The organism is Buttiauxella brennerae ATCC 51605, from assembly GCF_001654925.1.
Lineage (GTDB): Bacteria > Pseudomonadota > Gammaproteobacteria > Enterobacterales > Enterobacteriaceae > Buttiauxella > Buttiauxella brennerae.
Window position 1 is genome coordinate 1 of record NZ_LXER01000020.1, and the last position, 25,444, is coordinate 25,444.

22 protein-coding genes are annotated in these 25,444 nt (G+C 52.7%); 10 read left to right on the top strand and 12 right to left on the bottom strand.

Features of this window, described 5'->3' with window-relative positions:
• Positions 1-121 precede the first annotated feature (121 nt).
• Positions 122-1,234 (bottom strand): iron-sulfur cluster carrier protein ApbC, encoded by a 1,113-nt coding sequence (gene apbC, locus M975_RS11855; RefSeq protein WP_064559603.1) that lies wholly within the window; start codon positions 1,232-1,234, stop codon positions 122-124.
• A gap of 163 nt (positions 1,235-1,397) precedes the next feature.
• On the opposite strand from apbC, the gene metG reads away from it, so the two are divergent.
• The 6 genes from metG (at position 1,398) to M975_RS11885 (ending at position 8,740) form a co-directional block, all read left to right on the top strand.
• Positions 1,398-3,431 carry a methionine--tRNA ligase gene (gene metG, locus M975_RS11860; RefSeq protein ID WP_064559605.1) on the top strand — a complete coding sequence of 678 codons (2,034 nt, stop codon included), beginning with the start codon at positions 1,398-1,400 and terminating at the stop codon, positions 3,429-3,431.
• 203 nt (positions 3,432-3,634) lie between these two features.
• On the top strand, positions 3,635-4,570 hold the full coding sequence (locus M975_RS11865; RefSeq protein WP_064559607.1) for a TauD/TfdA dioxygenase family protein: 936 nt from the start codon (positions 3,635-3,637) through the stop codon (positions 4,568-4,570).
• Between the two features lie 23 nt (positions 4,571-4,593).
• Entirely contained in the window at positions 4,594-5,925 is a 1,332-nt protein-coding gene (locus M975_RS11870) for an ABC transporter substrate-binding protein (protein WP_064559609.1), read from the top strand.
• 9 nt (positions 5,926-5,934) lie between these two features.
• The gene (locus tag M975_RS11875) at positions 5,935-6,840 is read left to right on the top strand and encodes a carbohydrate ABC transporter permease (RefSeq protein WP_064559611.1); all 906 of its coding nucleotides are present in this window, start codon (positions 5,935-5,937) and stop codon (positions 6,838-6,840) included.
• On the top strand, positions 6,818-7,678 hold the full coding sequence (locus M975_RS11880; RefSeq protein ID WP_083967888.1) for a carbohydrate ABC transporter permease: 861 nt from the start codon (positions 6,818-6,820) through the stop codon (positions 7,676-7,678). The genes M975_RS11875 and M975_RS11880 overlap by 23 nt, the downstream gene beginning before the upstream one ends.
• Positions 7,679-7,681: 3 nt before the next feature.
• Positions 7,682-8,740: an ABC transporter ATP-binding protein gene (locus M975_RS11885; protein WP_064559613.1), complete on the top strand. Its 1,059-nt coding sequence runs from the start codon at positions 7,682-7,684 to the stop codon at positions 8,738-8,740.
• Positions 8,741-8,822: 82 nt separating this feature from the next.
• On the opposite strand, the gene M975_RS11890 is transcribed toward M975_RS11885, so the two are convergent.
• Positions 8,823-10,043: an MFS transporter gene (locus M975_RS11890; protein WP_064559615.1), complete on the bottom strand. Its 1,221-nt coding sequence runs from the start codon at positions 10,041-10,043 to the stop codon at positions 8,823-8,825.
• 200 nt (positions 10,044-10,243) lie between these two features.
• On the opposite strand from M975_RS11890, the gene ybjG reads away from it, so the two are divergent.
• A complete protein-coding gene (gene ybjG / locus M975_RS11895) occupies positions 10,244-10,852 on the top strand; it encodes an undecaprenyl-diphosphate phosphatase (RefSeq protein WP_064559617.1) in 609 nt (202 codons plus the stop codon).
• Positions 10,853-10,936: 84 nt separating this feature from the next.
• On the top strand, positions 10,937-11,701 hold the full coding sequence (gene deoR / locus M975_RS11900) for a DNA-binding transcriptional repressor DeoR (protein ID WP_064559619.1): 765 nt from the start codon (positions 10,937-10,939) through the stop codon (positions 11,699-11,701).
• A gap of 135 nt (positions 11,702-11,836) precedes the next feature.
• Here the strand turns inward: deoR and dacC are convergent, their stop codons facing one another.
• Positions 11,837-13,042 carry a serine-type D-Ala-D-Ala carboxypeptidase gene (gene dacC / locus M975_RS11905; protein ID WP_064559620.1) on the bottom strand — a complete coding sequence of 402 codons (1,206 nt, stop codon included), beginning with the start codon at positions 13,040-13,042 and terminating at the stop codon, positions 11,837-11,839.
• A 250-nt stretch (positions 13,043-13,292) separates the two neighbouring features.
• Between dacC and M975_RS11910 the strand changes: the two genes are divergently transcribed.
• Positions 13,293-13,919, top strand: a complete 627-nt coding sequence (locus M975_RS11910) for a glutathione S-transferase family protein (protein WP_064559621.1) — start codon at positions 13,293-13,295, stop codon at positions 13,917-13,919.
• A 4-nt stretch (positions 13,920-13,923) separates the two neighbouring features.
• Here the strand turns inward: M975_RS11910 and M975_RS11915 are convergent, their stop codons facing one another.
• From M975_RS11915 to M975_RS11930, 4 genes are all read right to left on the bottom strand, one after another.
• Complete coding sequence (locus M975_RS11915) at positions 13,924-15,042, bottom strand: PQQ-dependent sugar dehydrogenase (RefSeq protein ID WP_064559622.1); 1,119 nt, start codon at positions 15,040-15,042, stop codon at positions 13,924-13,926.
• Between the two features lie 105 nt (positions 15,043-15,147).
• Complete coding sequence (locus tag M975_RS11920) at positions 15,148-15,531, bottom strand: biofilm formation regulator BssR (RefSeq protein WP_064559623.1); 384 nt, start codon at positions 15,529-15,531, stop codon at positions 15,148-15,150.
• Positions 15,532-15,673: 142 nt separating this feature from the next.
• Positions 15,674-16,882: a serine hydrolase domain-containing protein gene (locus M975_RS11925; protein ID WP_064559625.1), complete on the bottom strand. Its 1,209-nt coding sequence runs from the start codon at positions 16,880-16,882 to the stop codon at positions 15,674-15,676.
• Positions 16,883-16,885: 3 nt separating this feature from the next.
• The gene (locus M975_RS11930) at positions 16,886-17,191 is read right to left on the bottom strand and encodes a hypothetical protein (protein WP_064559627.1); all 306 of its coding nucleotides are present in this window, start codon (positions 17,189-17,191) and stop codon (positions 16,886-16,888) included.
• Positions 17,192-17,401: 210 nt separating this feature from the next.
• Here M975_RS11930 and rimO point away from each other — a divergent pair, with 210 nt between their 5' ends.
• The gene (gene rimO, locus M975_RS11935) at positions 17,402-18,715 is read left to right on the top strand and encodes a 30S ribosomal protein S12 methylthiotransferase RimO (RefSeq protein ID WP_064512424.1); all 1,314 of its coding nucleotides are present in this window, start codon (positions 17,402-17,404) and stop codon (positions 18,713-18,715) included.
• A 115-nt stretch (positions 18,716-18,830) separates the two neighbouring features.
• On the opposite strand, the gene gsiD is transcribed toward rimO, so the two are convergent.
• From gsiD to iaaA, 5 genes are all read right to left on the bottom strand, one after another.
• A complete protein-coding gene (gsiD, locus tag M975_RS11940) occupies positions 18,831-19,742 on the bottom strand; it encodes a glutathione ABC transporter permease GsiD (protein ID WP_064559629.1) in 912 nt (303 codons plus the stop codon).
• 2 nt (positions 19,743-19,744) lie between these two features.
• Positions 19,745-20,665 (bottom strand): glutathione ABC transporter permease GsiC, encoded by a 921-nt coding sequence (gsiC, locus tag M975_RS11945; protein ID WP_064559631.1) that lies wholly within the window; start codon positions 20,663-20,665, stop codon positions 19,745-19,747.
• Positions 20,666-20,806: 141 nt separating this feature from the next.
• Positions 20,807-22,348, bottom strand: a complete 1,542-nt coding sequence (gsiB, locus tag M975_RS11950) for a glutathione ABC transporter substrate-binding protein GsiB (RefSeq protein WP_064559633.1) — start codon at positions 22,346-22,348, stop codon at positions 20,807-20,809.
• A 37-nt stretch (positions 22,349-22,385) separates the two neighbouring features.
• Positions 22,386-24,236, bottom strand: coding sequence for a glutathione ABC transporter ATP-binding protein GsiA (gene gsiA, locus M975_RS11955; protein WP_064559635.1), 1,851 nt, complete (start codon positions 24,234-24,236; stop codon positions 22,386-22,388).
• On the bottom strand, positions 24,236-25,189 hold the full coding sequence (gene iaaA, locus M975_RS11960; RefSeq protein ID WP_064559637.1) for a beta-aspartyl-peptidase: 954 nt from the start codon (positions 25,187-25,189) through the stop codon (positions 24,236-24,238). The genes gsiA and iaaA overlap by 1 nt, the downstream gene beginning before the upstream one ends.
• Between the last annotated feature and the right edge of the window lie 255 nt (positions 25,190-25,444).

Consider the following 25,444-nt stretch of genomic DNA (forward strand, 5'->3'; position numbering starts at 1 on the left):
ACAGATCTCACCCTGACAAAATTGCCTGGGTGAGTTGTGTATAAGAGACAGCCCCCAGGAGAGGGAACTCAGTTTTCTCCTTCTCCCTCAGGGAGAAGGTCGGGATGAGGGTGGTTTTAAATTACACCGCTCTGAACGCGATATCCGCTGGAATCACTTCCCCGCCCCAGTAAAGCTGGGCTGCAACGCTCCCCGCCAACTGGCGGTAGATCGCCGTAAATTCACTTTCCGGGCGGCTAATCACCGTCGGTTTACCGGCATCGAGATCTTCACGCAGCGTAATGTGCAGCGGCATCTGCCCCAGCAGTGTGGTGTGGTACTGATCCGCGAGCTTCTGCGCGCCGCCGGTGCCGAAAATCGGCTCGTGGTGACCGCAGTTGCTGCAAATATGCATGCTCATGTTTTCGACGATGCCCAATACCGGCACATCCACTTTCTCAAACATCACAATGCCTTTACGTGCATCAATCAGCGCAATATCCTGCGGCGTGGTGACCACGACGGCCCCGGTTACCGGAATATTTTGTGCCAGCGTCAGCTGAATATCACCCGTGCCCGGCGGCATATCCAGCACCAGATAATCTAAATCAGGCCACATGGTTTCTTGCAGCATCTGCAACAACGCTTTGCTGGCCATCGGGCCGCGCCACACCATGGCGTTCTCGTCGGTCACCAGATAACCAATGGAGTTGGTTGCCAGGCCATACGCCATAATTGGCGTCATGTGCGTACCGTCCGGTGAGGTTGGGCGTTCATGCTCAGCGCCCAGCATGTTTGGGATAGACGGGCCGTAGATATCCGCATCCAGAATCCCGACTTTCGCCCCTTCGGCAATCAGCGCCAGCGCCAGGTTAACGGCCGTGCTCGACTTCCCGACCCCGCCTTTACCAGAACTGATGGCGATAATGTTCTTCACGCCGTTAATGCCGGGGTGATTTTTCACACGTTTTAACGTGGCAATGTTGTGGCTGAGTTTCCAGTCCACCGCTTTTGCACCGGTAATACGCAGCAAATCCGAACTGCACTGTTCTTGCAGCGCTTCAAAACCGCTGCGCCAGACGAATGGCATCAGCAGCTCGACATGCAGCGTGTCGTCTAACATCGCGACATGGTGCAGCGCCTTAAGTGCGGTCAGATTATGTTTGAGGGTGGGGTGCTGAAAATTGGCCAGTGTCCCGGCGACCATAGCGCGCAGCTGCTCGGGGGAACGACTTGACGGGGATTGCGAATTCATCCCGGCTCCTTATGTTTTTATTGTCGGACATTGCAGTTTGTTAAGCATACCAGAACCCGCCAGGCGCGATAAAATTTCCTTGTTCAGCTTGTGTGGTTTACCACAAGGCGGCTCTCAGTTAACATCTAAGGCCCTTTTCTATTTAGAAGATGCAATTTCTACTATGGCTCATACCGCGAAAAAATTATTGGTAACGTGCGCACTTCCGTACGCTAACGGCTCAATCCACCTTGGTCACATGCTGGAGCACATCCAGGCTGACGTCTGGGTCCGTTACCAACGAATGCGCGGAAACACGGTCAACTTCATCTGCGCGGACGATGCACACGGTACACCTATCATGCTGAAAGCACAGCAGTTAGGTATCACACCAGAGCAGATGATTGCCGAAATGAGTCAGGAGCATCAGACTGATTTTGCTGGCTTTAACATCAGCTATGATAACTATCATTCGACGCATAGCGATGAAAACCGCGAGCTGGCAACGCTGATTTATGGCCGTCTGAAAGAGAACGGTTTCATTAAAAACCGTACCATTTCTCAGCTTTTCGACCCGGAAAAAGGCATGTTCCTGCCTGACCGTTTCGTAAAAGGCACCTGCCCGAAATGTAAAGCACCGGACCAGTACGGCGATAACTGCGAAGTTTGTGGCGCAACTTACAGCCCAACCGAGCTGATTAACCCGCAGTCTGTGGTTTCAGGCGCAACTCCGGTGATGCGTGATTCCGAGCACTTCTTCTTTGATTTGCCATCGTTTAGCGAAATGCTGCAAGCCTGGACACGTTCTGGCGCTCTGCAAGAGCAAGTGGCGAACAAAATGCAGGAGTGGTTCGAGTCTGGTCTGCAACAGTGGGATATCTCCCGCGATGCGCCTTACTTCGGCTTCGAAATTCCTGATGCACCGGGCAAATATTTCTACGTCTGGCTGGACGCGCCAATTGGTTACATGGGTTCATTCAAAAACCTGTGCGACAAACGCGGCGACACCACAAGCTTTGACGAATACTGGAAGCAAGATTCCACCACCGAGCTGTATCACTTCATCGGTAAAGACATCGTTTACTTCCACAGCCTGTTCTGGCCTGCGATGCTGGAAGGCAGCGGTTTCCGCAAACCAACCAACTTGTTCGTTCACGGCTATGTGACAGTGAATGGCGCGAAGATGTCCAAATCTCGCGGTACGTTCATTAAAGCCAGCACCTGGTTGAACCATTTTGACGCCGATAGCCTGCGTTATTACTACACCGCGAAACTCTCTTCACGTATCGACGATATCGACCTGAACCTGGAAGATTTCGTGCAGCGCGTGAACAGCGACATCGTCAACAAAGTGGTTAACCTGGCATCGCGTAACGCCGGCTTTATCGCCAAGCGTTTTGATGGCCAGCTGTCTGCTGAAATCGCTGACCCGGCGTTGTACAAAACCTTTACCGACGCGGCACAGACCATCGGTGAAGCGTGGGAAAGTCGTGAGTTTGGTAAAGCCGTGCGTGAAATTATGGCGCTGGCAGACGTGGCAAACCGCTATGTCGACGAACAAGCGCCGTGGGTTGTAGCAAAACAGGAAGGCCGCGATGCTGACCTGCAAGCCATCTGCACCATGGGTATTAACCTGTTCCGCGTACTGATGACCTGGCTGAAACCGGTTATTCCAACGCTTGCTGAACGTGCTGAAGCCTTCCTGAACTGCGAACTGAGCTGGGATGCTATCCAGCAGCCGCTGCTCGACCACAAAGTAAATAATTTCAAAGCGCTGTATAACCGCATTGAAATGAAACAGGTTGAGTCTCTGGTTGAAGCATCAAAAGAAGAAGTGAAAGCGGCTGCCGCTCCGGTAACCGGCCCACTGGCTGACGACCCGATTGGCGAAACCATCGCGTTTGATGATTTCGCTAAAGTGGACCTGCGCGTTGCACTGATTGAGAAAGCGGAATTTGTTGAAGGCTCTGACAAGCTGTTGCGTCTGACGCTGGACCTTGGTGGTGAGAAACGTAACGTGTTCTCCGGTATCCGTTCAGCTTACCCGGACCCAGCCGCACTGGAAGGCCGTTTGACCATCATGGTGGCAAACCTGGCACCGCGTAAAATGCGCTTTGGCATCTCGGAAGGGATGGTGATGGCGGCAGGTCCTGGCGGGAAAGATATATTCCTGTTAAGCCCAGACAGCGGCGCTCAAGCGGGTATGGCAGTTAAGTAATCGTATATCAGTAAAATCTTTAATGGCTCCCCTAACCGGGAGCCATTTTTATTTCCCGCCAATAATGCCCCCTTCTGCCTATATACGTAAATTAACTTAGCTTTGCCACCAGCAAATCTTTAAGTTATGCAGAATAGTTCTTTTAGTTATCAATTTGTAATTTTTATACTGCGAACTCACTTCACCATTAATGGTCCGCTCCTATGACAATTCATTCTTCACATTCTGACGTTGAATTTAAAAACCTGACTATACGCCGTGTCTCCGGGAATATTGGCGCTGAGATTGTTGACTTTAAAATAACACCTGACATCGATGAAAATATATTTTCACAAATAGAAGCCGCACTGGTGAAATATAAAGTTCTCTTTTTCCGTAAGCAGACACAATTAAATGACGAATCTCACCAGGCCTTTGGTGCACGATTTGGCAAAGTGGTTGCCCACCCTACCGTTCCAGCGCCCACCGGTACCAAACTCTTCGAACTCGATGCTTCGAAAGGCGGCGGCAGAGCGGATTCCTGGCATACCGATGTCACCTTCGTTGAGGCTTTCCCCAAAATTTCTATTTTGCGTGGCGTGAAAATTCCTGAATACGGCGGCGATACCGTGTGGGCAAATACCGCGACGGCTTATGAAAACCTGCCTGAAGAGTTAAAGCGCTTTGCTGAAAGCCTGCGAGCGGTTCACAGCAATGATTATGACTATGGTGCAGACCGCATTGTGGCCGAACAGCAGCGCCTGGATCATCACCGTAAAGTCTTTGTTTCTGCGGTTTATGAGGCAGAGCATCCGGTGGTCCATGTGCATCCGGTCAGTGGCGAAAAGGCACTGCTGCTCGGACATTTCTTCAAACGCTTATCTGGCTTTAGCAGCCGTGAATCAGCACGCCTGTTTGAGCTGCTGCAAAACCGTGTCATCCAACTGGAAAACACCGTGCGCTGGCAGTGGCAGCAAGATGACGTGGTGATTTGGGATAACCGGGCGACACAGCATTACGCGGTCAATGATTACGGTACACAACCGCGCCTCGTACGCCGCGTCACCATTGAGGGCGATGCCGCCGTGGCCGTTGATGGCAGCCGTAGCCGCACCTTGAGCCGCCCGGATACGCAATCTCCCGTCAGCGAAGTGGCCTGAGCCGCGAATAAAAAAGGAAGAGAATGATGCAACGTCGGGATTTATTGAAAGCGATGGCGGCCTTCGGGGTGTATGCGATGGTACCGTCTTTTGCACGCGGCGCTAATGGTGCCAAAAAGTATGATGGCGTGACGCTGAATGTCTCGACGTTTAGCACCGCTTACCCCACTTTACTGCGCCAGTGGCTACCGGAATTTGAAGCGTTGACCGGGGCGAAAGTGAACTTCGATACGCCCGCATTTCCGGTTTATAACCAGCGAGCCGATCTCGAGCTGTCCACCAAAGGTTCCGCCTACGACGTAGTCAACGTAACGTTTATCTACACCAGTCGCTGGATAAACTCCGGCTGGTTAACACCGCTGGATGAATTCATCGCCAACCCAAATCTGACCAGTGCCGAGTGGGACGTGCATGACTTTCTGCAAGGCGGGCTGGCACCGGAAACCGGGCGGGATGGCAAACTGTACGGCATTCCCTGGGTAGTCGAAGGGATGATTTCAGGCGCCTCGCGCTTTGATTTGGTGACACAAGCCGGGCTCAAATACCCTGACACCACCGACGATCTGGTTAAGGTTTTCCAGGCCGTCAATAAAAAGGAACGTGTGGCGGCTTATGTGACCGATAGCCATTACGGCTGGACGTTCATTCCTTATCTGCAAGCGTTTGGCGGCAACGTATTCCGCAATCCGCCTGACGACCTGTTCCCGACACTTGATACCCCAGAGGCTATCGCCGCAGCGGACTATTTTGCACGACTTATCCGCGAGTTTGGCCCGAACGGAGGCCTGACTTATACCGCTGATCAATCGACTCAGGCACTAAAATTAGGGCGCGTTAATTTCTCCGACTCAAGCCAGCCCTACCTGGCGCAGCTTGGCGACCCGGCATCTTCACGCACATTAAAGACTGTGAATTTCGGTCAACTGGTACAAGGGCCAGCAGGACGCTTCCCTGGGATGGCGGTACACGCGCTGGGGATCCCTGCGGGTTCGAAAAATAAAGAGGCGGCGTGGGCATTTATTCAGTGGGCGCTTTCTAAGCAAACCACGCAGCGGGCGGTTCAGGCGGGGTACGGTTCCCCAACACGCCGGAGCGATATTGATTCCCAGGCCTATCGCAGTAAGCAAATTATCAACGGTGTCGATTTGGCTCAGCTTTCGCTCAGCGCCATTGAACGTGCAGCCCAGGGTGGCTACATGAAATACCGCACCGTGGATGTTTATCCTCAGGTTGACCAGCAGCTCAACAAGGCTATCGCGTTGATTATTTCGGGTCAGCTTTCAGCGAAACAGGCGATGCAGCAGGCTCAAACCGCGTCGATTGCCGATCTCAGACGCTCAGGTGCGAAGATCTAAGGAGCCTTGATGAAGGGTAAAACCAACTGGCGTAGCCAACAGCGCAACGCCTGGCTGGCCGGGTTAATGCCGTCGATTATTTTGCTGGTGGTGATTACGTTACTACCCGCAATGGCATTAATCATTACCAGCCTGACACCGTTAAGCCTGACTAATCCCCAGGAAACATTTAATTTTAGCGACCCGTTAATTAATTACCGGCAACTTCTCGAGGACCCACGTTTTCTTAATTCTATTATTACGCAAATAAAATTATCGTTAGTCAGCGTGTTATTCCAGGTGATTATTGGGCTGGGTTTAGCGTTGCTATTAAATGGCACATCAGCGTGGCTGCATACCGCCAGAACATTATTTTTGATCCCCATGGTGCTCCCACCTATTATCGTGGCGCTTATCTGGAAAATCATTTACACACCGGATATTAGCCCGCTGCATCAAGTGTTAGAGCTTTGGGGGATCACCCTCAATTCGCTGATTGCCAATCCAGCGACCGCTTTATGGGCGATTGCGGTGGCGGATATCTGGCAGTGGTTCCCGTTTACCATGTTAATGGTGCTCGCGGCTTTGCAGATGATCCCGCGTGACCCGCTGGAAGCCGCCAGTCTGGACGGCGCGAGTGCACGTAATATCTTCCGCTATATCGTGTTGCCCTATATTAAACCGGTGTTGGTGGTCTGCGCCCTCTTCCGGCTTATCGACAGCTTTAAAGCGTTCCCGCTGATTTATATTTTGACCGATGGCGGGCCGGGCACGGTCACTGAAGTCACCAACTATTACGGCTTCATTCAGGCGTTTAATTTCTCGTATTGGGGCTACGGCAGCGCGATCGCGGTGGTGATTCTGGTTGGGGTATTTGTACTGAGCTATATCATTGGCAAAGCGGGGTGGAGCGATGAGCGAAAAGCTAGCGCTTGAACACGTGTCTGGCAACGCAAGACGCAGAAAGCCTTTTCGTCTGCGCGGCAGTCGGGAAGTCGCAACCTGGCTATTGCTGTTGGCCGTGCTTTCCCCGTTCCTGTGGATGGTGGTGATGGCCTTTCGCCCGGCCATCGAAGTGTTTGACCTCACGCTGTGGTTCACCCCGACGCTTGATGCCTTTCGCGCGCTCTGGCAAGGGAATTTTCTCCACTCGTTCGGAAATAGTCTGCTGGTGAGTACGCTATCAACCGGGCTTTCACTGGCGATCGGCGTTCCCGCGGCGTGGGTATTAACCCGCTGGCAATTCCCCGGGCGCAGATACGTTGCACTCTGGATTCTGGTGACCCGCATGGCACCGCCCATCGCGTTCACTATTCCGTTTTATCTCGCCTGGCGCTGGTTAGGTTTGCAGGACACGGTCATCGGGCTGGCGATTGTCTATCTCACCTTCAACCTGGCGATTGTTATCTGGCTGATGCAGACCTTTTTTGCAGCCGTCCCTACAGCTTTAGAAGAGGCGGCCTGGCTTGATGGCTGTTCTATATGGCGAACATTCTGGACCATTACGCTACCACTTGTGGCGCCAGGCCTGGCGGCTACCGCCATACTGTGTTTTATTTTTTCGTGGAACGATTTCTTCTATGCCTTGATCCTGACTCGCACGCAGGCCGTCACGGCACCGGTGGCTATCGTCAATTTTCTCCAGTACGAAGGATGGGAGTGGAGCAAAATAGCTGCCAGCGGCACGCTGGTGATGCTTCCGGTAGTGGCATTTACACTACTGGTGCGCCGCTATCTCGTTCATGGCCTGACTGCTGGCGGTCTCAAGGACTAAATCATGGCAACGATTACGTTAAGCAATATTCATAAACGTTATGAAGATAACGTGATAATCAACGGGCTGGAATTAACCATTCGTGAAGGCGAGTTTGTCGCGCTGGTTGGCCCTTCTGGATGCGGGAAATCCACTCTGCTGCGCATGATTGCCGGGCTTGAAAGCATTACCGACGGTGAGATAGCGCTCGATGGTGAAATCGTTAACGATATTTCTCCACAAGAGCGAAATATCGCGATGGTGTTCCAGAACTATGCGTTATATCCGCATATGACCGTGGCAGAGAATCTGGGGTTTTCGCTCAAGATGCAGGGCGTGGCAAAACTGCTGATTGATGAACGCGTCGCTCAGGTGGCACAAACGCTGGGTTTATCCTCGTTGCTTAAGCGAAAACCTGGCCAGCTTTCTGGCGGTCAGCGTCAGCGTGTGGCCATGGGGCGAGCTATTTTGCGCAACCCGCGCGTGTTCCTTTTTGACGAACCGCTGTCAAACCTTGACGCCAAGCTGCGGGTCGAGATGCGAACCGAAATTAAAGCGCTGCACCAGCGCCTGAACGCCACCATGGTTTATGTAACTCATGATCAAGTCGAAGCGATGACGATGGCCGACAGGATTGTGGTGCTCAAAGACGGGGTCATCGAGCAAGTCGGGACGCCACTTGAGCTGTACGACCGCCCGCGCAATGCGTTTGTCGCCGGGTTTATTGGCTCCCCTTCCATGAATTTACTAAGCGGCAAAGTCGACCGTGAATCGGTGGTCACCGATGATGGTTTGCGTCTGCCGTTAGCCAACGTGCCTGCCGGCGTGCAGGGGCAACGAGTCTTGTACGGCGTGCGACCAGAGCATTTCTCTCAGGTTTCACAAGGAGGCGTGGTGGCAGAAGTGAATGTCGTAGAACCCACCGGTGCGGAAACACAGATTGCCCTTAATATCGGCAATCAAAAGGCGATTGCCGTCTTCAGAGACAGGATACAAACAAAACCGGGGAGTGAAATGCGCTTACTGCCAAACGTTCAGCTAACGCATCTGTTTGATGAGCACAGCGGCACACGGATTAAGTAGCGCTGGCGTTCAGGGGACAATACAGAACCATTCCCCTGAACGTGACGAATCCTCAATGGCCCTTTACCGCATGCGGGGAAAATTACGCATCCGTTCTGTTGCCGACGGTCTTATCTTTTAAGAATACAAACATCAAACCCAGCCACAGCACGCCGCCCAGCAAATTCAGCAGGCTGAACAGACCGTTGCCACCGAACAGATAAGCGTGTTTGCTCACCTCAATGCCGACGGTGAATATCAGCATCTGCAACATGCCCATTGCCGCCGAAACCGTGCCTTTACTCATCTCGCTGGAAAACAGCGTCAGACGCACTAATCCGGCGTTAGCCAGGCCAATACCGAAAGCGTAGAGACTTAGCCCGGCCGTCATCCACAAATAAGCATGCGATGAAGCAACGGTCGCCACAGCCGCAACCACCAGCCCCGGTACAATCCACCAGCCACCCAGAATAATCAGCGAACGCACGCTACGGCGTGAGGTTAAACGCGCCAGCACCAGGTTGCCCATAATCAATGCGCCAAAGATGGGCACTTGCAGCAAACCGTATTCATAGGTCGACAGTTTTTCACCGCTGATAATAATAATCGGTGATTGGGCAATCCACGCCAGCAGCGGCAGGCTGACAAAACCAATCGCCAGCGCACCGGCAACAAAGCGCCCGTTTTTCAGCACCAGTTTGTAGTCATGGCCTAAGTCGCGCAGCGAGAGTTTCTCGCCCAGACGCGTTGCGGTTTCCGGCATCGCGCGATGCAAACCAAAGAAGGAGAACGCCGCCAGTACCGCAAACAGCACGAACATCGTTTCCCACGGTGCGTAGTGGATCCACGCAGCACCCACCAACGGGCCAAGTAGCGGCGCAATCAACGCCACGTTTGCCATTAGCGCCGTGATTTTAATACACACCGCTTCTTCGAATGATTCCTGTATCGACGCATACCCCACCGCACCAATAAAGCACAGGCTAATGCCCTGCAAGAATCGCAGAATGGTAAATTGCTCAATGTTTTGCGCCAGCAAGGTCGCAAGGCAGGTGACGATAAACCACACCACACCAGTCAGCATCACCGGGCGGCGACCAATGCGGTCCGACAGCGGCCCAAGCAGCCACTGTAAAAACATACCGCCTGCCAGATAGGCAGTCATGGACGTTGGCACCCATTCAATGCCTGCGTTGTATTGTTCGACAACCGCCAGCATGCCGGGCTGGATCATGTCATTGCCGATATACGTAGAAAATTCATAGAGCACCAGACACAGCGGGAAAAGCAGTGCCTGGCGACCCAGTCGTTTATTATTTTGCATGAATAACTCAAAAGAGAAGAAAAACGAACGAAGTGTAATAAATTGGCTTCGAGGTAGATAGTGAATTGTTATTTAACCAGAACAATCGTTCAGTTGTTTAAGGTTTTCTTAAGAAGCTCAAAGTAGGCTGTCGTCCTATGGTCACGATGCAGGGTGTACGGCATCATCTTCATTTGACGGGATAAGGAACTCATAACGTTATGATTGAACAATTGAATCAGTCTCTTTTTTTGCTGATTAATGCCACACCTGATTCACCTGAATGGCTGATTAAATTTGCCATTTTTATTGCCAAAGATCTGATTAGCATCGTGCCATTGCTGATTGCCATTCTGTGGTTGTGGGGGCAACGCCGCCAGATGACCGCACAACGTGTCGTCGTGATTAAGACCGCACTGGCTATTATCGTCAGCGTGTCTCTATCGTGGATTATCGGCCATGCTTTCCCGCACGACAGGCCGTTTGTCAGCGGGTTTGGCTATAACTTCCTGCATCACGCGCCGGATGATTCTTTCCCAAGCGACCACGGCACGGTGATTTTCACCTTCGCGCTGGCATTTTTGTACTGGCATCGGGTTTGGTCAGGCGTGGTGCTTTTTGCTATCGCCTGCGCGATTGCCTGGTCACGCGTTTATCTTGGCGTGCACTGGCCGTTGGATATGCTCGGCGGTTTGCTGGTGGGCTTGTGTTCTTGCCTGTTGGCGCAAATGGTCTGGAACCTGCTTGGCGAGTCGCTTTATGCTCGCTTGCATCAGGCATATCGTTTCTGTTTTGCCCTGCCCATCCGCAAAGGCTGGGTGCGTGACTAAGCCGTTGTGCAAAGGTAAGATGCGTTAACTCACGCTCTCACCCTATCCCTGTTGAGGGAACACAATAAGGTTTAGCTGCTCACCATGGAAACCCGACGCGACGAACGCATTAATCGCCTGATTCAGGCGCTTAAACGCAGCGACAAAATTCACCTTAAAGAGGCATCAGCTTTACTCGGTGTCTCTGAAATGACCATTCGCCGCGACCTCAGCAGCGAACCCGGCCCCGTGGTGCTGTTGGGCGGATATGTGGTGCTTGAGCCTCGTAGCGTTACCGCTAACCATTATTTGCTCAGCGATCAGAAAACCCGTCGCATTGAAGAAAAACGCCATGCTGCACGCCTTGCGGCAGCACTGGTTCGTCCGCATCAAACGGTGTTTTTTGACTGTGGCACGACCACGCCTTACATCATTGAAGCGCTGGATGATGAACTGCAATTTACCGGGATTTGTTATTCGTTAAATACTTTTCTGGCGTTACAAGATAAACCCGGCTGCCGCGTGATTTTGAGCGGCGGCGAGTTTCATGCCAGCAATGCGATTTTCAAGCCGATTAACTTCCAGGAGTGCCTGAACAATTTTTGCCCGGATATCGCCTTTTTCTCGGCGGCAGGCATTCATATCCGCCATGGGGCAACCTGTTTTAATCTCGATGAGTTGCCGGTGAAACATTGGGCATTAGAAATGGCACAACAGCGTGTGCTGGTGGTAGATGACAGCAAATTTGGCAAAGTGCGTTCAGCCTGTATGGGGCCACTTTCTGCTTTTGATTTGATTATCAGTAACGAAGAACCTGACGCGGCGTTTGTTGAATTTGCCGCGTCGGAGAATATTCATCTCGAGTGGTAATAAATAAGCTATACCCAAAATAGTTTGAGATTGCAGGTAGGCGGCAAGGACGTGAATCCCCAGGAGCTTACATAAGTAAGTGACTGGGGTGAATGGCCGTAGCCAACACCCCTGCAACTCAAAATATGAAGGGTATTAGAACCAGGAGCCGAACCAAGAATGGAACTTCATCAACACAAAATCCCACATCCGACTAAAGAAACCACCTTCTTCCACCGCCTGCATCACCATCAGCGGGCGCTGTTCAATTGATTTACCGTTAAGCTGGAAATCAATCGTCCCTACAACCTGGCCTTTCTTAAGCGGCGCGGTAAGCTGCGGTTCGGTCAGCGAGAAACTCGCTTTCAGGTTCTTCAACTGACCACGTGGAATAGTGACAGAGCCACCCTCACCAGCCCCCAGATTCACTTCGCTTTTATCCCCAAACCACACACGTTGAGTCACGAAAGTGGCATCCGGTTTAATCGGTGTCACGGTTTCAAAGAAGCGGAAACCCCACGTCAGCAATTTTTCACTTTCATTGAAACGAACACGGTCGGTTTTGGTACCTAACACCACGGAAATCAGACGCATATCACCAGACGTTGCCGATGCGACCAGGTTATAGCCTGCGCCTTCGGTGGTGCCGGTTTTCATCCCGTCAACGTTGAGATTGGAGCTCCACAGCAAGCGGTTACGGTTCGGCTGTTTGATGTTGTTAAAGGTGAACTCTTTCTCTTTGTGGATGGCGTACTCTTCCGGCACGTCATGAATCAACGCTCTGCCCAGCAGCGCCATATCACGCGCGGTACTGAACTGCCCTGGTGCGTCCAGGCCATGTACCGTTTTAAAAGTGGTATTGGTCAGATTGAGTTTCTGCGCATAGTTGTTCATCAGGCTGACGAACGAATCCTGGCTGCCGGCAACGTAATCGGCAATCGCGATGCTGGCATCGTTACCTGACTGGATGATCACGCCTTTGTTCAAATCTTCAACTGAGACTTTATCGCCCGGTTTTAAGAACATTAGCGACGAGCCGCGCAGCGCCGGGTTACCGGTTGCCCAGGCATCTTTGCCGATGGTAACCATATCCGTCAGCTTAATCTTTTCAGCCTTGATAGCCTGCCCAACCACATAGCTGGTCATCAGTTTTGTCAGGCTCGCCGGGTCAAGCTGTGAATCGGCGTTTCCTTCTGCCAATACTTTGCCACTGGCATAATCCATTAAGATCCATGCTTTAGCATCAACTTGCGGTGCATCAGCAGTCTGTTGTTCCGCACTAACCGCAGGTGCGGCCACCAACAGCAGGGTTGTACCCGCCAGTAATGCTCGAAGCGAAGCAGGGATTTGCAAAGTTTTCATAACACCACCCAGTATCCATTCTATAAAAGTTACGACGCGCGCCGTGACTTAATGTTTCAAGTTGCCAGTAAGCTATCGCGGGAAACATCTTAATGAAACATAACGTTGGTAAAGTTTTTTAAGTTTATTCGATAACTGCGCGACTTGCCGCCACGTTGATGAGTTTTTTACCTGCCGTTGATGTTCACTGCTGTTTTCTTCATCAGCCCACGGCATACTGGGGTGCAAACCCACATACAGAGGAAACAAAATGATCACAGTTTGGGGCAGAGATAATTCGACGAATGTGAAAAAAGTGTTGTGGTGTCTGGAAGAATTAGGCGTGGCGTATCAATCGGTTCCGGCTGGCGGGAAATTTGGTAAAACCCACGATGCTGAATATCTGGCAATGAACCCCAACGCGCTGGTGCCATGTATTCACGACGACGCCACCGACCTGACGCTTTGGGAGTCCAATACTATCGTACGCTATCTGGCGGCGCAGTATGGTAAAGACTCACTTTGGGTAGCAGAACCTGCCGCCCGGGCACGCGGTGAAAAGTGGATGGACTGGGCAGGAACCGCCCTTGCAGGCCCGCATCGTGGTGTGTTTTTCAGCCTGGTACGCATCGCACCGGAAGATCGCAGTCAAAAACTTATCGATGAGAGCATTGAGCAATGCAACACGCTGTTTGCCATGGTTGAAGCGGAACTGGCGAAGCAAAAATGGCTGGGAGGCGATGCGTTCAGCGTGGCGGATATCGCCCTTGCCCCAAGCGTTTACAACCTGCTCAATCTTGATGTGCAATGGAATGATTTTCCCAATCTGCAGCGCTGGTATCAGCAATTGACCCAGCGCCCGGCATTCAAGAAAGTCGTGATGATTCCGTTAAGTTAATACCTTAGGCTGATGGGCTAATTTTCAGTAATTGCCCGTCAGATTCGTCGGTCAGGACGTACAGATAACCATCCGGGCCGACGCGCACATCACGAATACGCGCACCATGGTCGTCCAGCAAACGCTTTTGCTCTGTGACTTTATCGCCCGCAAGCGTCAGCTCAATCAGGTTTTTCTCTTTTAACGCACCCACGAATAACTTCCCTTTCCACTGCGGGAATTTGTCAGCGTGATAAAACGCCATACCGCTCACAGCCGGGGAAACCTTCCAGTAATAAACAGGTTGTTCGGTGCCTGCCACAATTTCGCCTTTCGCTTCAGGGATCGGCAACCCGCTGTAATTAATACCCCACGTCGCTAGCGGCCAGCCGTAGTTTTTTCCCGGCTGCGCGACGTTAATTTCATCACCGCCTTTCGGCCCGTGTTCATTAAGCCACAACTCGCCGTTGGCTGGGTTAAATGCCATACCCTGAGGGTTACGGTGTCCGTAAGACCAGATTTCGCTACGGGTGCCCTGCTTGCCGACAAATGGGTTATCCGGTGGCACCTCGCCGTCCTGCGTCAGGCGCACGACTTTCCCTTGCAGCTTGTCCAAATCCTGCGCGGTCGAACGTTGGTTATTTTCACCCAACGCGATAAACAAATAACCTTTGCCATCGAACGCCATGCGCCCGCCAAAATGGTTGCCCGTCGAGAGTTTTGGCGTCTGGCGGAAAACCACTTTGAAGTTTTCCAGCCGCTGCATATTACTGCTTAGCGTGCCAAAGCCCACGGCTGTTCCGGCTTTATCATCGCTATTACCCTCAGAAAAACTCAGCCAGACGCGGCGGCTTTTGTCGAAATCCGGAGCCAGAACCACATCCAGCAAGCCCCCTTGCCCATGCGCCCAGACTTTTGGCACACCAACAATCGGGTCACCTAAGCCTTCTCCGGGCTGCCAGCGGCGCAGTTGTCCGTCACGCAGCGTAATGAGCATGCCCTGGTTACCCGGTAAAAATGCCAGCGACCAGGGGTGATCGAGCTTACTTTGCAGGACATCAATTTTGACGTCGGCGGCACAGGCAACGCTTGCTGAAAGCAGCAGCGTGGCGGCAATGAGTGAATGGAATGACGGGCGCGGCATAGCCTTCTCCTGATTGGCAATATTTGAGTAAGGTTAGCCGCACAGATTTTCACAGTGGGTAATTTTACAAAAACTTAAGATAGGGGGAGTGGCCTCCCCCCAGAATCACGATTCAACAGCAAGTTGGTGGCTCATCATCTCTTTCAGGCTGGCAGAAAGCCCGGACAGGCAACTTTCCAGTTTTTGGGCATCAATGGCGATATATTGCGGGCAATCGTGGCGCCCGGTCATCAGGCAAACGGCGGCAGAACAAACCGCATTCATTCCCTGGTTAATACTGTCCATTTCATGCGCTGCAAGATGGGATTTGAGGCGTAAAGAGTTCTCACGGTACTCAGCAGACAGGTCGAACAAGTTATCGCGCAGATGCTCAGTTTCAATGACAGACATATAGCCTTTCGCTTTTCTCAGAGCAAGATAAGCGGCAAGGTCTATTTTGGCGATAATCATCTTTTTCAAGAGATCACGTTTGAGTGGCTCCCCGGTCATACATTTACCCTCCGTGTGGTTTCAATCAGTAACACACACTTATAGTATGGATAAATTTTAACCGATTCTGGTTTTTTTGCCGAGTTTTTTGATCCACGGCAACAAGTTTTACAATGACTAACATTTGTAATGAAACAAGGGATTACGCAGCGGTTGTGACCCGGCAAGTGGCTGCGTTGCGCTGCTCCTCAAGCATCTGTCGTAACACACTGTGCCCAAGGTTATTTTGCCAGGTGAAACTGTTTTGTAGCACCACCACCGCAAAGTGATTCGCCCGATCAATACCAATATAGCTGGAGTAACCACCGATATATCCCACCTGATAAGTGATCGACTGCTCGCCATAGGTATCTGTTACCCAGGCAATATTGGCGGCTTCTTTATCCCGTGGATAATAGGTTTGCATCGTATCGTGAATCGCTTTATCCAACGTTGCATCACCCGTGCTGGCAAGGTGTACTGCGGCAAAAGTCAGTAAATCGGCCGTGTTGGTATACAAACCACCTGCACCGACCATATTGCCGCTGAACTGCCAGTCAGGCACCACTTGCCCGCGCGGGATAAATTTCGGCTGGCTTCCCGCATGGCCAATGGCGCGTAGCGGGTAACTTTTTAGTTTTTGCGGGGTAAAGCTGCTGCTGTGCATCCCGAGGGGATCAAAGATCAGCGATTGCACCAGTTGATCCGCTCGCTGGCCGGTCTGGTAGCGCAGCACGTAATCCAGCACCGCATAACCCAGATTTGAGTAACGCGGTTCGGCATTGCCCGGTTTGCTGAAGTCAGCCAGGTCTGCGACAACATCGTCACTATCAAGATGCGAATAGAAATTCTCACCGTTGCCAAGATAACGAATAAAGGCTGTCAACATTGGCAAATCCATGTTTTGCCGTGGCAAACCGGAGGTATGTGTCACCAGTTGCAGCAGAGTGATTTTTTTCGCATCGCGGCTTAACGCCACCGATGGTGGTAACAATGTTTCGAGCGTATCTGACCAGTGCAGGCGCCCCTGCGCCACTAACACCGCCGCTGCCTCAGCAGTCATGCCTTTACTGAGCGAACCCACGGCAAACAAAGTGTGTTCATTGACCGGATAACGGTGTTCGGTATCGGTGACGCCAAAATGCCAGAAGTGCCGCTGATTGCGGGCGTCAATCACTCCCACCACCATGCCGGGTGATTGCTCCTCAACCATGGCAGGCAACCATTGGCCGATATCGCGATTTGCCGGGTCCCCGCAGGCTCGCTGCGCTTTTTGCGGAACTTCGGCCTCAGGTGCGACGTTAGACAGCGTTCCACACCCCGCCAGCATAAAACCGAGCAGCAGCGTACTCAGGCGACGGGGCGCATTCATCAATTAGTTTGCCGCCACACAAGGTTTAGCATCAAGACCGACAAGCATGGTGCGGTTTTCACCGACTTTTTTCAGGCCGAAGTTACTGCTGTGATAGCGATAAAACGCCTGCCCACCGCTCATGCTTTGATAAGAGTAACGATCGCCGTTATACCAGGCATAGTCGCCATCAATCGCGAGCTTCTCACCGCCACAAACAAATTTTTGCGCCGTCGCAGGGGGTGTGTTGAGAGGGGTTGGGATCACATTACAGGCAGAAAGCAATGCAACCGCAGTCAGCATACCGGTAAGGGCTAAAATCTTGCGCATTAAGTAGTATCTCTATTAGTGGGATATGACGTTTAAGCCGGGCGGGAAGATAATAGAACCAGCTTCTCAGGTAAGCAAAAACTAAGGCACTTCAATGATTCTGAAATTTCATCTTGTGCGCTGAAAAAAACAACCAGTAGAGCCACACCCAAAACCCGTGTAGAATCGCCCGGCTTTTCTTTTATTGATTACTTTGTGAGCGTGACCTGTATGCAACAACCCCGTATTGGCTTTGTCTCCCTCGGCTGCCCAAAAAACCTCGTCGATTCTGAACGAATTCTGACTGAGCTGCGCACCGAAGGTTACGATGTAGTGCCTAGTTATGATGATGCCGATATGGTTATCGTTAACACCTGTGGCTTTATCGACAGTGCCGTACAAGAGTCGCTCGAAGCGATCGGCGAAGCGCTGAACGAAAATGGCAAAGTGATTGTAACCGGCTGTTTAGGGGCCAAAGAAGATCAAATCCGCCAGGTGCACCCTAAAGTTCTGGAAATCACCGGCCCGCATAGCTACGAGCAAGTTTTGCAGCACGTTCACCACTATGTGCCGAAACCAAAACATAACCCGTTCCTGAGCCTGGTGCCGGAACAAGGTGTGAAGCTGACGCCACGTCACTACGCTTACCTGAAAATTTCCGAAGGCTGTAACCACCGTTGCACCTTCTGCATCATCCCTTCAATGCGTGGCGATCTGGACAGCCGTCCGATTGGCGATGTGTTGTCTGAAGCGAAACGTCTGGTTGATGCAGGCGTGAAAGAGCTGCTGGTGATTTCGCAAGATACCTCGGCTTACGGCGTGGATGTTAAGCACCGCACCGGTTTCTACAACGGCGAGCCGGTGAAAACCAGCATGGTTAGCCTGTGTGAGCAACTGGCGAAACTCGGCGTCTGGACGCGTCTGCACTACGTTTACCCATATCCGCACGTTGACGATGTGATTCCATTAATGGCGGAAGGTAAAATCCTGCCGTATCTGGATATCCCTCTGCAGCACGCCAGCCCACGTATTCTGAAGTTGATGAAGCGCCCAGGCAGCGTTGATCGCCAGTTGCAGCGCATTAAGCAATGGCGCGAGATCTGCCCGGATCTGACGCTGCGTTCTACCTTCATCGTTGGCTTCCCTGGCGAAACCGAAGAAGATTTCCAGATGCTGCTCGACTTCCTGAAAGAAGCTCGTCTGGATCGCGTCGGTTGCTTCAAGTTCAGCCCGGTTGAAGGTGCTACCGCCAACGAACTGGCTGATCCTGTGCCAGAAGAAGTAAAAGAAGAGCGCTGGAACCGCTTTATGCAGCTGCAACAGCAGATTTCTGCTGAACGTCTGCAAGAAAAAGTGGGTCGCGAAATTCTGGTTATCGTTGATGAAGTTGACGAAGAAGGCGCGATTGGCCGCAGTATGGCTGATGCTCCAGAAATCGACGGCGCGGTTTATCTCAATGGCGAAACTAAATTGAAACCTGGTGATGTGGTGCGCGTGAAAGTTGAAAACGCGGACGAATATGACCTGTGGGGCTCAGTGGTTTAATTCTGCTTTAGCGGATTTACCCCCTCACCCTGGCCCTGGCCCTCTCCCCCAGAGAGGGAATTGTACGGTTTCCCCCTCTCCCTTTGGGAGAGGGCCGGGGTGAGGGTTGTTTTAACTACCCTTTTATCTTCGGATCCAACGCATCCCGCAGCCCATCCCCCAGCAAATTAAACGCCAACACCGTCAGGAAAATCGCCAGACTCGGGAAAAGTGCCACATGTGGCGCAATCACCATATCGGCACGCGCTTCGTTTAACATCGCCCCCCACTCCGGCGTTGGCGGTTGCGCACCTAACCCCAAAAATGACAGACTCGCCGCCGAAATAATCGACGTGCCGATACGCATCGTGAAATAGACCACAATCGACGAAACCGTGCCCGGCAAAATATGGCGGAAGATAATCGTCGCATCCGATGCGCCGATACTGCGCGCCGATTCAATAAAGGTCTGATGTTTCAGCACCAGCGTGTTGCCGCGCACCAGGCGGGCAAACGCGGGAATGCTAAAAATGGCGACCGCGATAATCACATTCGACATACCGCTGCCCATCACCGCTACCACGGCAATCGCCAGCAAAATACCCGGGAAGGCAAACAGCACATCGCAAATGCGCATAATGATGCGGTCCCACCAACCTTCGTAATAACCCGCCAGTAAACCGAAGAACGTGCCAATCAACGCGCCGATTAACACCGAGAAAACACCCGCCGCCAGCGAGATTTGCGCGCCCACCAATACACGGCTGAAAATATCACGCCCGAGTGAATCCACACCAAACCAGTGCATCATCGACGGGCCGTCGTTAAGCCGGTCGTAGTCAAAATAGTTTTCCGCATCGAACGGGGAAATCCACGGTGCAATTAGAGCAATAACAATCAAAAATAGTACGAACATCCCAGCAAACATTGCCACAGGTTGCTTACGCAAACGGCGCAAAAATTCGTGCCATGGCGTGCGCACCTGGTCTGGCCGAACAATCGGCATCGCATTCAGTACCGCCTGGCGTCGCCAGTTAAAGAGTCGCATCCTTACTTGTACCTGATAGCTGGGTTAATGGCGGCGTACAGCAAATCCACCACTAAGTTGATAACAATAAATTCCAGCGAGAACAGCAGCACTTCCGCCTGAATCACCGGGTAATCACGCATCTCGACCGAATCCACCAGCAAGCGCCCAAGCCCCGGCCAGTTAAACACTTTTTCGACCACGATTGAGCCGCCAAGCAGGAAGCCGAACTGTAGCCCCATCATGGTGACGACCGGGATCATCGCGTTGCGCAGCCCATGTTTGATGACAACCAGTGTTTCACTTACCCCTTTGGCGCGCGCGGTGCGCATGTAATCTTCCTGCAGCACATCAACAAACGAGGCGCGGGTAAAACGCGCCATCACTGCCGCCACAGCCGCGCCAAGCGTGACTGACGGCAGAATGTAATGCTGCCAGCTATCGGCTCCCACCGTCGGCAACCAGCCCAATTCGACTGAGAAAACCTGCATCATCAACATGCCGAGTGCAAACGCGGGAAATGAAATACCGGATACCGCAATCGTCATGCTCAGCCGGTCCGGCCAGCGATTGCGCCAGACGGCGGCAATAATGCCGGTGAACAGGCCGAATATCACCGCCCAAACCATGCTGGTTATGGTCAGCCAGAAGGTCGGCATAAAGCGGCTGGCGATCTCTTCAGAAACAGGGCGGCGCGAGACCATCGAGGTGCCGAAATCGCCCTGCAAAATATTGCCGATATAGTGCAGAAACTGCTGCCACAACGGTAAGTCCAGGCCGAGCTGTTTGCGCACCATCTCGATAACGGTGGCATCGGCTTCCGGTCCGGCAATCAGGCGTGCCGGGTCACCCGGCAGCATATGGACGAACAGAAACACCAGCACCGCCACGATGAGCAGTGTGGGGATAAGGCCCAGTAAGCGTTTGAGGAAGTAGTTAAACATGGATCCCCCTCACCCCGGCCCTCTCCCTAAGGGAGAGGGGGAAAAGAAGACAACCAGACAGCTCCCTCTCCAGGGAAAGAGGGAAAGATACTCGATCCAGTCCCCTCTCCTGTGGGAGAGGGTTAGGGTGAGGGCAAATCATCACTCTTTCAAATCCGCATCATCAAAACTAAACCCGGTATCTGGCATCACATAAAAACCACTGAGGTTTTTGCTGTGCGCGGAAACCAGCTTTTCAACTACCAGCGGCACCCACGGTGACTCTTTCCAGATGGTATCTTGCGCGTCTTTGTACAGCTTCGCTTTATCATCACGATTGGTGGTTTTCAGCGCCTCAGTCAAATCTTTATCAACTTGTGGATTGCTGTAGAAAGCCGTGTTAAACAGCGTTGGCGGCCAGTTTGATGAAGCAAACAGCGGCGACAATGCCCAGTCAGCTTCGCCCGTCGAGGCCGACCAGCCGGTGTAGAACATTCTCACGCCGCTCTCTTTCTGGCCTTTGCCTTCCACTTCCGCAGCACGTTGCCCGGCATCCATCGCCGTGACTTTCACTTTAATGCCAACCTGTGCCAGTTGCTGCTGAGTAAACTGCAACACTTTCTGCGCGGTGCTGTGGTTGTGGGATGACCACAACGTGGTTTCGAAGCCATTCGGGAAGCCTGCTTCTTTCAACAGTTCGCGGGCTTTTGCCGGATCATATGGCCAGGGTTTATAAATTTGTGCGAAGTCGATTGATGGCGGCACAACGCCTTCTGCTGGTGTCGCGTAACCGGCAAACGCCACTTTCACCAGCGCCTGGCGGTTAATGGCATAGTTGATGGCTTCACGCACTTTCGGGTTATCAAACGGCTTTTGCGTCACGTTCATGCTGAGATAACGCTGCATGATGGAAGGTGATGCCACCAGCTCCAGCTTGTCGTTTTTCTCGAGCACACCAGCCTGTTCGTAAGGGATCGGGAAGGCAAACTGCGCTTCACCGGTTTGCAGCATAGCCGCACGGGTGTTGTTATCGACCACCGGACGCCAGGTAATGGTGTCGAGTTTCGGCAGGCCTTGTTTCCAGTAACCGTCGAATTTCTTCACTTTCACAAAATCGGTCTGGTTCCAGGTATCCAGCTGATACGGGCCGGTGCCCACCGGGTGGAAGCCAATTTCTTTGCCGTATTTTTTCAACGCCGCCGGGGAGATCATCGCCGTTGCCGGGTGGGCCAGGATATTAATAAACGCCGAGAACGGCTGTTTAAGGGTGATTTTTACCGTGTTGGCATCCACCGCTTCTGTTTTGGCAATCGCCTTGTAGAGGTTATAGCGCTTGAGGTGGTTTTCCGGGTTACTGGCGCGATCAAGGTTTACTTTCACCGCTTCTGCGTTGAAGTCAGTGCCATCCTGGAATTTAACGCCAGGATGCAGTTTGATAGTGTAAACCAGCCCGTCGCTTGAAACGGTGTAGCTTTCTGCCAGCACATTTTGCAATTTCATCTCTTTATCCAGGCCGAACAGCCCCTGATAAAACGATTTTGCTACCGCCTGCGAAAGCGTGTCATTGGCATCATATGGGTCAAGCGTGGTGAAATTGGATGCTACAGCGACGACGACATCTTTTGCAGCAAATGCCGGTGAGGCGATGACGCTGGTCGCAAGACCTGCGGCCAACAGCCACTTTTTATTTTTTAATGCTGTCATGGTGTTCTCCTGATTATCCCTTGCCTAAATATGATTATCACTGTGGTCGGGCAACAAAATGCCCCGGCCCAACATTCACAAGCGTTGCGACGTGCGGTTCAAACCCCAGTTTGTGCGTGGTACTGGGGATCTCATCAGAAAGCAAAACAGGTTTTGGGCGACGGTGCGTGGGGTCAGCCACCGGCACTGCCGTCATTAATTTGCGGGTATACGGGTGCTGTGGATTTTCAAACACCGCGCGGCGTGGGCCAATCTCAACAATTTGCCCGAGATACATCACCGCCACACGGTGGCAAATACGCTCCACCACTGCCATATCATGGGAAATAAACAAAAAGGCGATGCCAAATTCACGCTGCAAATCGAGCAATAAATTGATGATTTGCGCGCGGATAGAAACGTCGAGCGCCGAGACAGACTCATCGGCGATCACCACTTTTGGATTGAGTGCCAGTGCGCGGGCAATGCAAATGCGCTGGCGCTGGCCGCCGGAAAACTCATGCGGATAACGCCACGCATGTTCAGGAAGCAACCCGACTCGCTCAAGCAGCCACGCCACACGCTGCTGCGCCTGCTCTTTGGGCATCACGTTATGCACCAGCAACGGTTCCATAATCGAATAGCCAACGGTCAGACGCGGGTCGAGTGAGGCGTACGGGTCCTGGAAGATAAACTGGATGTCTTTACGCACATGCTGCATGTCGGCATTGGAGAGCGTGTCGATACGCTGGCCGTTGAAGTGAATACTGCCGCCCTGAGTTTCTACCAGCCGCAGCAGGGCTCGCCCGGTGGTGGATTTGCCGCTGCCCGACTCCCCCACCAGCCCCAGCGTTTCACCTGGCCATAAATCAAAACTGACATTTTCTACTGCATGTACCCGGCTGGTAACCCGGTTAAAAATACCGCTGCGAATATCGAACCGCGTAACCAAATCACGGACTTGCAGTACCGGTGTTGAGCCAGGTTTGATGGTGTCCTGCTCCGTTTCCGGCTCGGGGTTATTAAGGTTTTCGGGGTCAATGAGCGGAAACTTGCAGGGTAAATCGCGGCCATTCATGGCGCCAAGGCGGGGTACTGCGGCCAGCAATATTTTGGTGTAAGGGTGCGTTGGGGCATTGAAAATTTGGTCAACCGTGCCGCTTTCAACCGCTTTGCCGCGATACATCACCAGCACACGGTCGGCGATATCCGCCACCACGCCCATATCGTGAGTGATAAAAATCACCCCCATTTGCATTTCATCTTGCAGGACGCGAATCAGCTGGAGGATTTGCGCCTGGATAGTCACATCCAGCGCGGTAGTCGGTTCATCGGCAATCAGTACGGCCGGGCGGCATGAGAGCGCCATGGCAATCATGACACGCTGGCGCATGCCACCTGAAAGCTGGTGCGGATAACGCCCTAAGATGGCTTTCGCCTCGGGGATACGCACCCGTTCAAGCATGCGCTGCGCCTCTAGCATCGCCTCACGCTGACCGAGGCCCTGGTGCAAGCGGATGGACTCGGCGATTTGCTCGCCAACCGGAAACACCGGGTTGAGCGAGGTCATCGGCTCCTGGAAAATCATCGCGATATCAGCGCCGCGCACATGACGCATTTGCGATGAGCTCAGTACTGCGGGTTCAATCACCTGGCCATTGCGGCGGCGTAGCAGAATTTGATGGCTTTCGACGGTACTTGCAGAGCTTTCCAGCAGGCGCATTAATGCCAGTGCTGTGACCGATTTCCCCGAACCGGACTCCCCGACAATCGCCAGTGTTTCACCACGCTTAAGCGTAAACGACAGGTCAGACACCGCCTGGGTATCCACCCTCTCCTGGCGAAAAGAGACGTTCAGCGCGTTCACGCAGAGCACTTCGTCATCGGGCAGTTCGTGACTATGGGGCATCAATGCTCCTGGCTGTTATAGATTCCGACGCTTGGGGCATCACCCACGTAACCGTAGCCGCGGTACATCCCTTCGCTGTTAAAAGGCATCGCCACATTGCCTTCGTTGTCGACAGCAATCACCCCGCCGCTGCCCTGCAGCACGGGAAGTTTTTCCATCACCACACGTTCGGTTGCCTGGTGCAGGCTGAGCCCGCCGTATTCCATCAGGGCCGCAATGTCATATGCCGCGAGAGTTTTCATAAACACTTCCCCGGTTCCGGTGCATGACACCGCGACATTGGCGTTATTGGCATAGCAACCCGCGCCAATAATTGGGGAATCGCCCACCCGGCCCGGCAGTTTGTTGGTCATGCCGCCCGTTGAAGTGGCGGCGGCCAGATTGCCAGACTGGTCAAGCGCAACAGCACCGACGGTGCCAAATTTAGTGTCCGGATGAATAGGCTCGCCGCCATCATGATCCAATACGGTTTGCTGGTTTGCGCGGGCACGCTGTAGTTGGTCCCAACGTTCCTGCGTGAAAAAAATGTCCGGTGACACCGGTTCAAGCCCATGCTGTTCGGCAAAATTTTCCGCCCCGCGCCCGATGAGCAGCACGTGCGGGCTGTGTTCCAGCACCTGGCGAGCAGCCAGCACGGGATTGCGAATATGGCTGACACCCGCCACCGCTCCGGCTTCGAGGGTATTGCCGTCCATGATGCAGGCATCCAGCTCGTGCGTGTCGTCGTGAGTAAACACCGCACCGGTTCCTGCATTGAACAACGGGCATTCTTCGAGTAAGCGCACGGCTTCCGTAACGGCATCAAGCGCACTGCCGCCAGCGGCCAGCAATGCCTGGCCCGCCTCAACGATTTCCGACAGCGCTTTAATGTAGAGCAGCTCTTTTTCCGGGCTGAGTTGTGCACGAGTGATGGCTCCCGCGCCACCGTGAATCGCGATTACTGCTTTGCTCATTGCGACGTAACCCTGTCATGTTTATCCGGTTTTATTTTCTCTATAGATATCAGATTAATTGAACCGGTATGAGACGATTTTTGAATATAGAAAGATGTAAATGTGATGTAAAGGAAAATGGCGCTCTGGGTTACTCCTCTTACCCTAAATAATTCGAGTTGTGGGTAGGCGGCAAGGGAGCTTATCCCCAGGAGCTTACTTAAGTAAGTGACTGGGGTAAGTAAGCGCAGCCAACACCCCCACAACTTGAAGTAT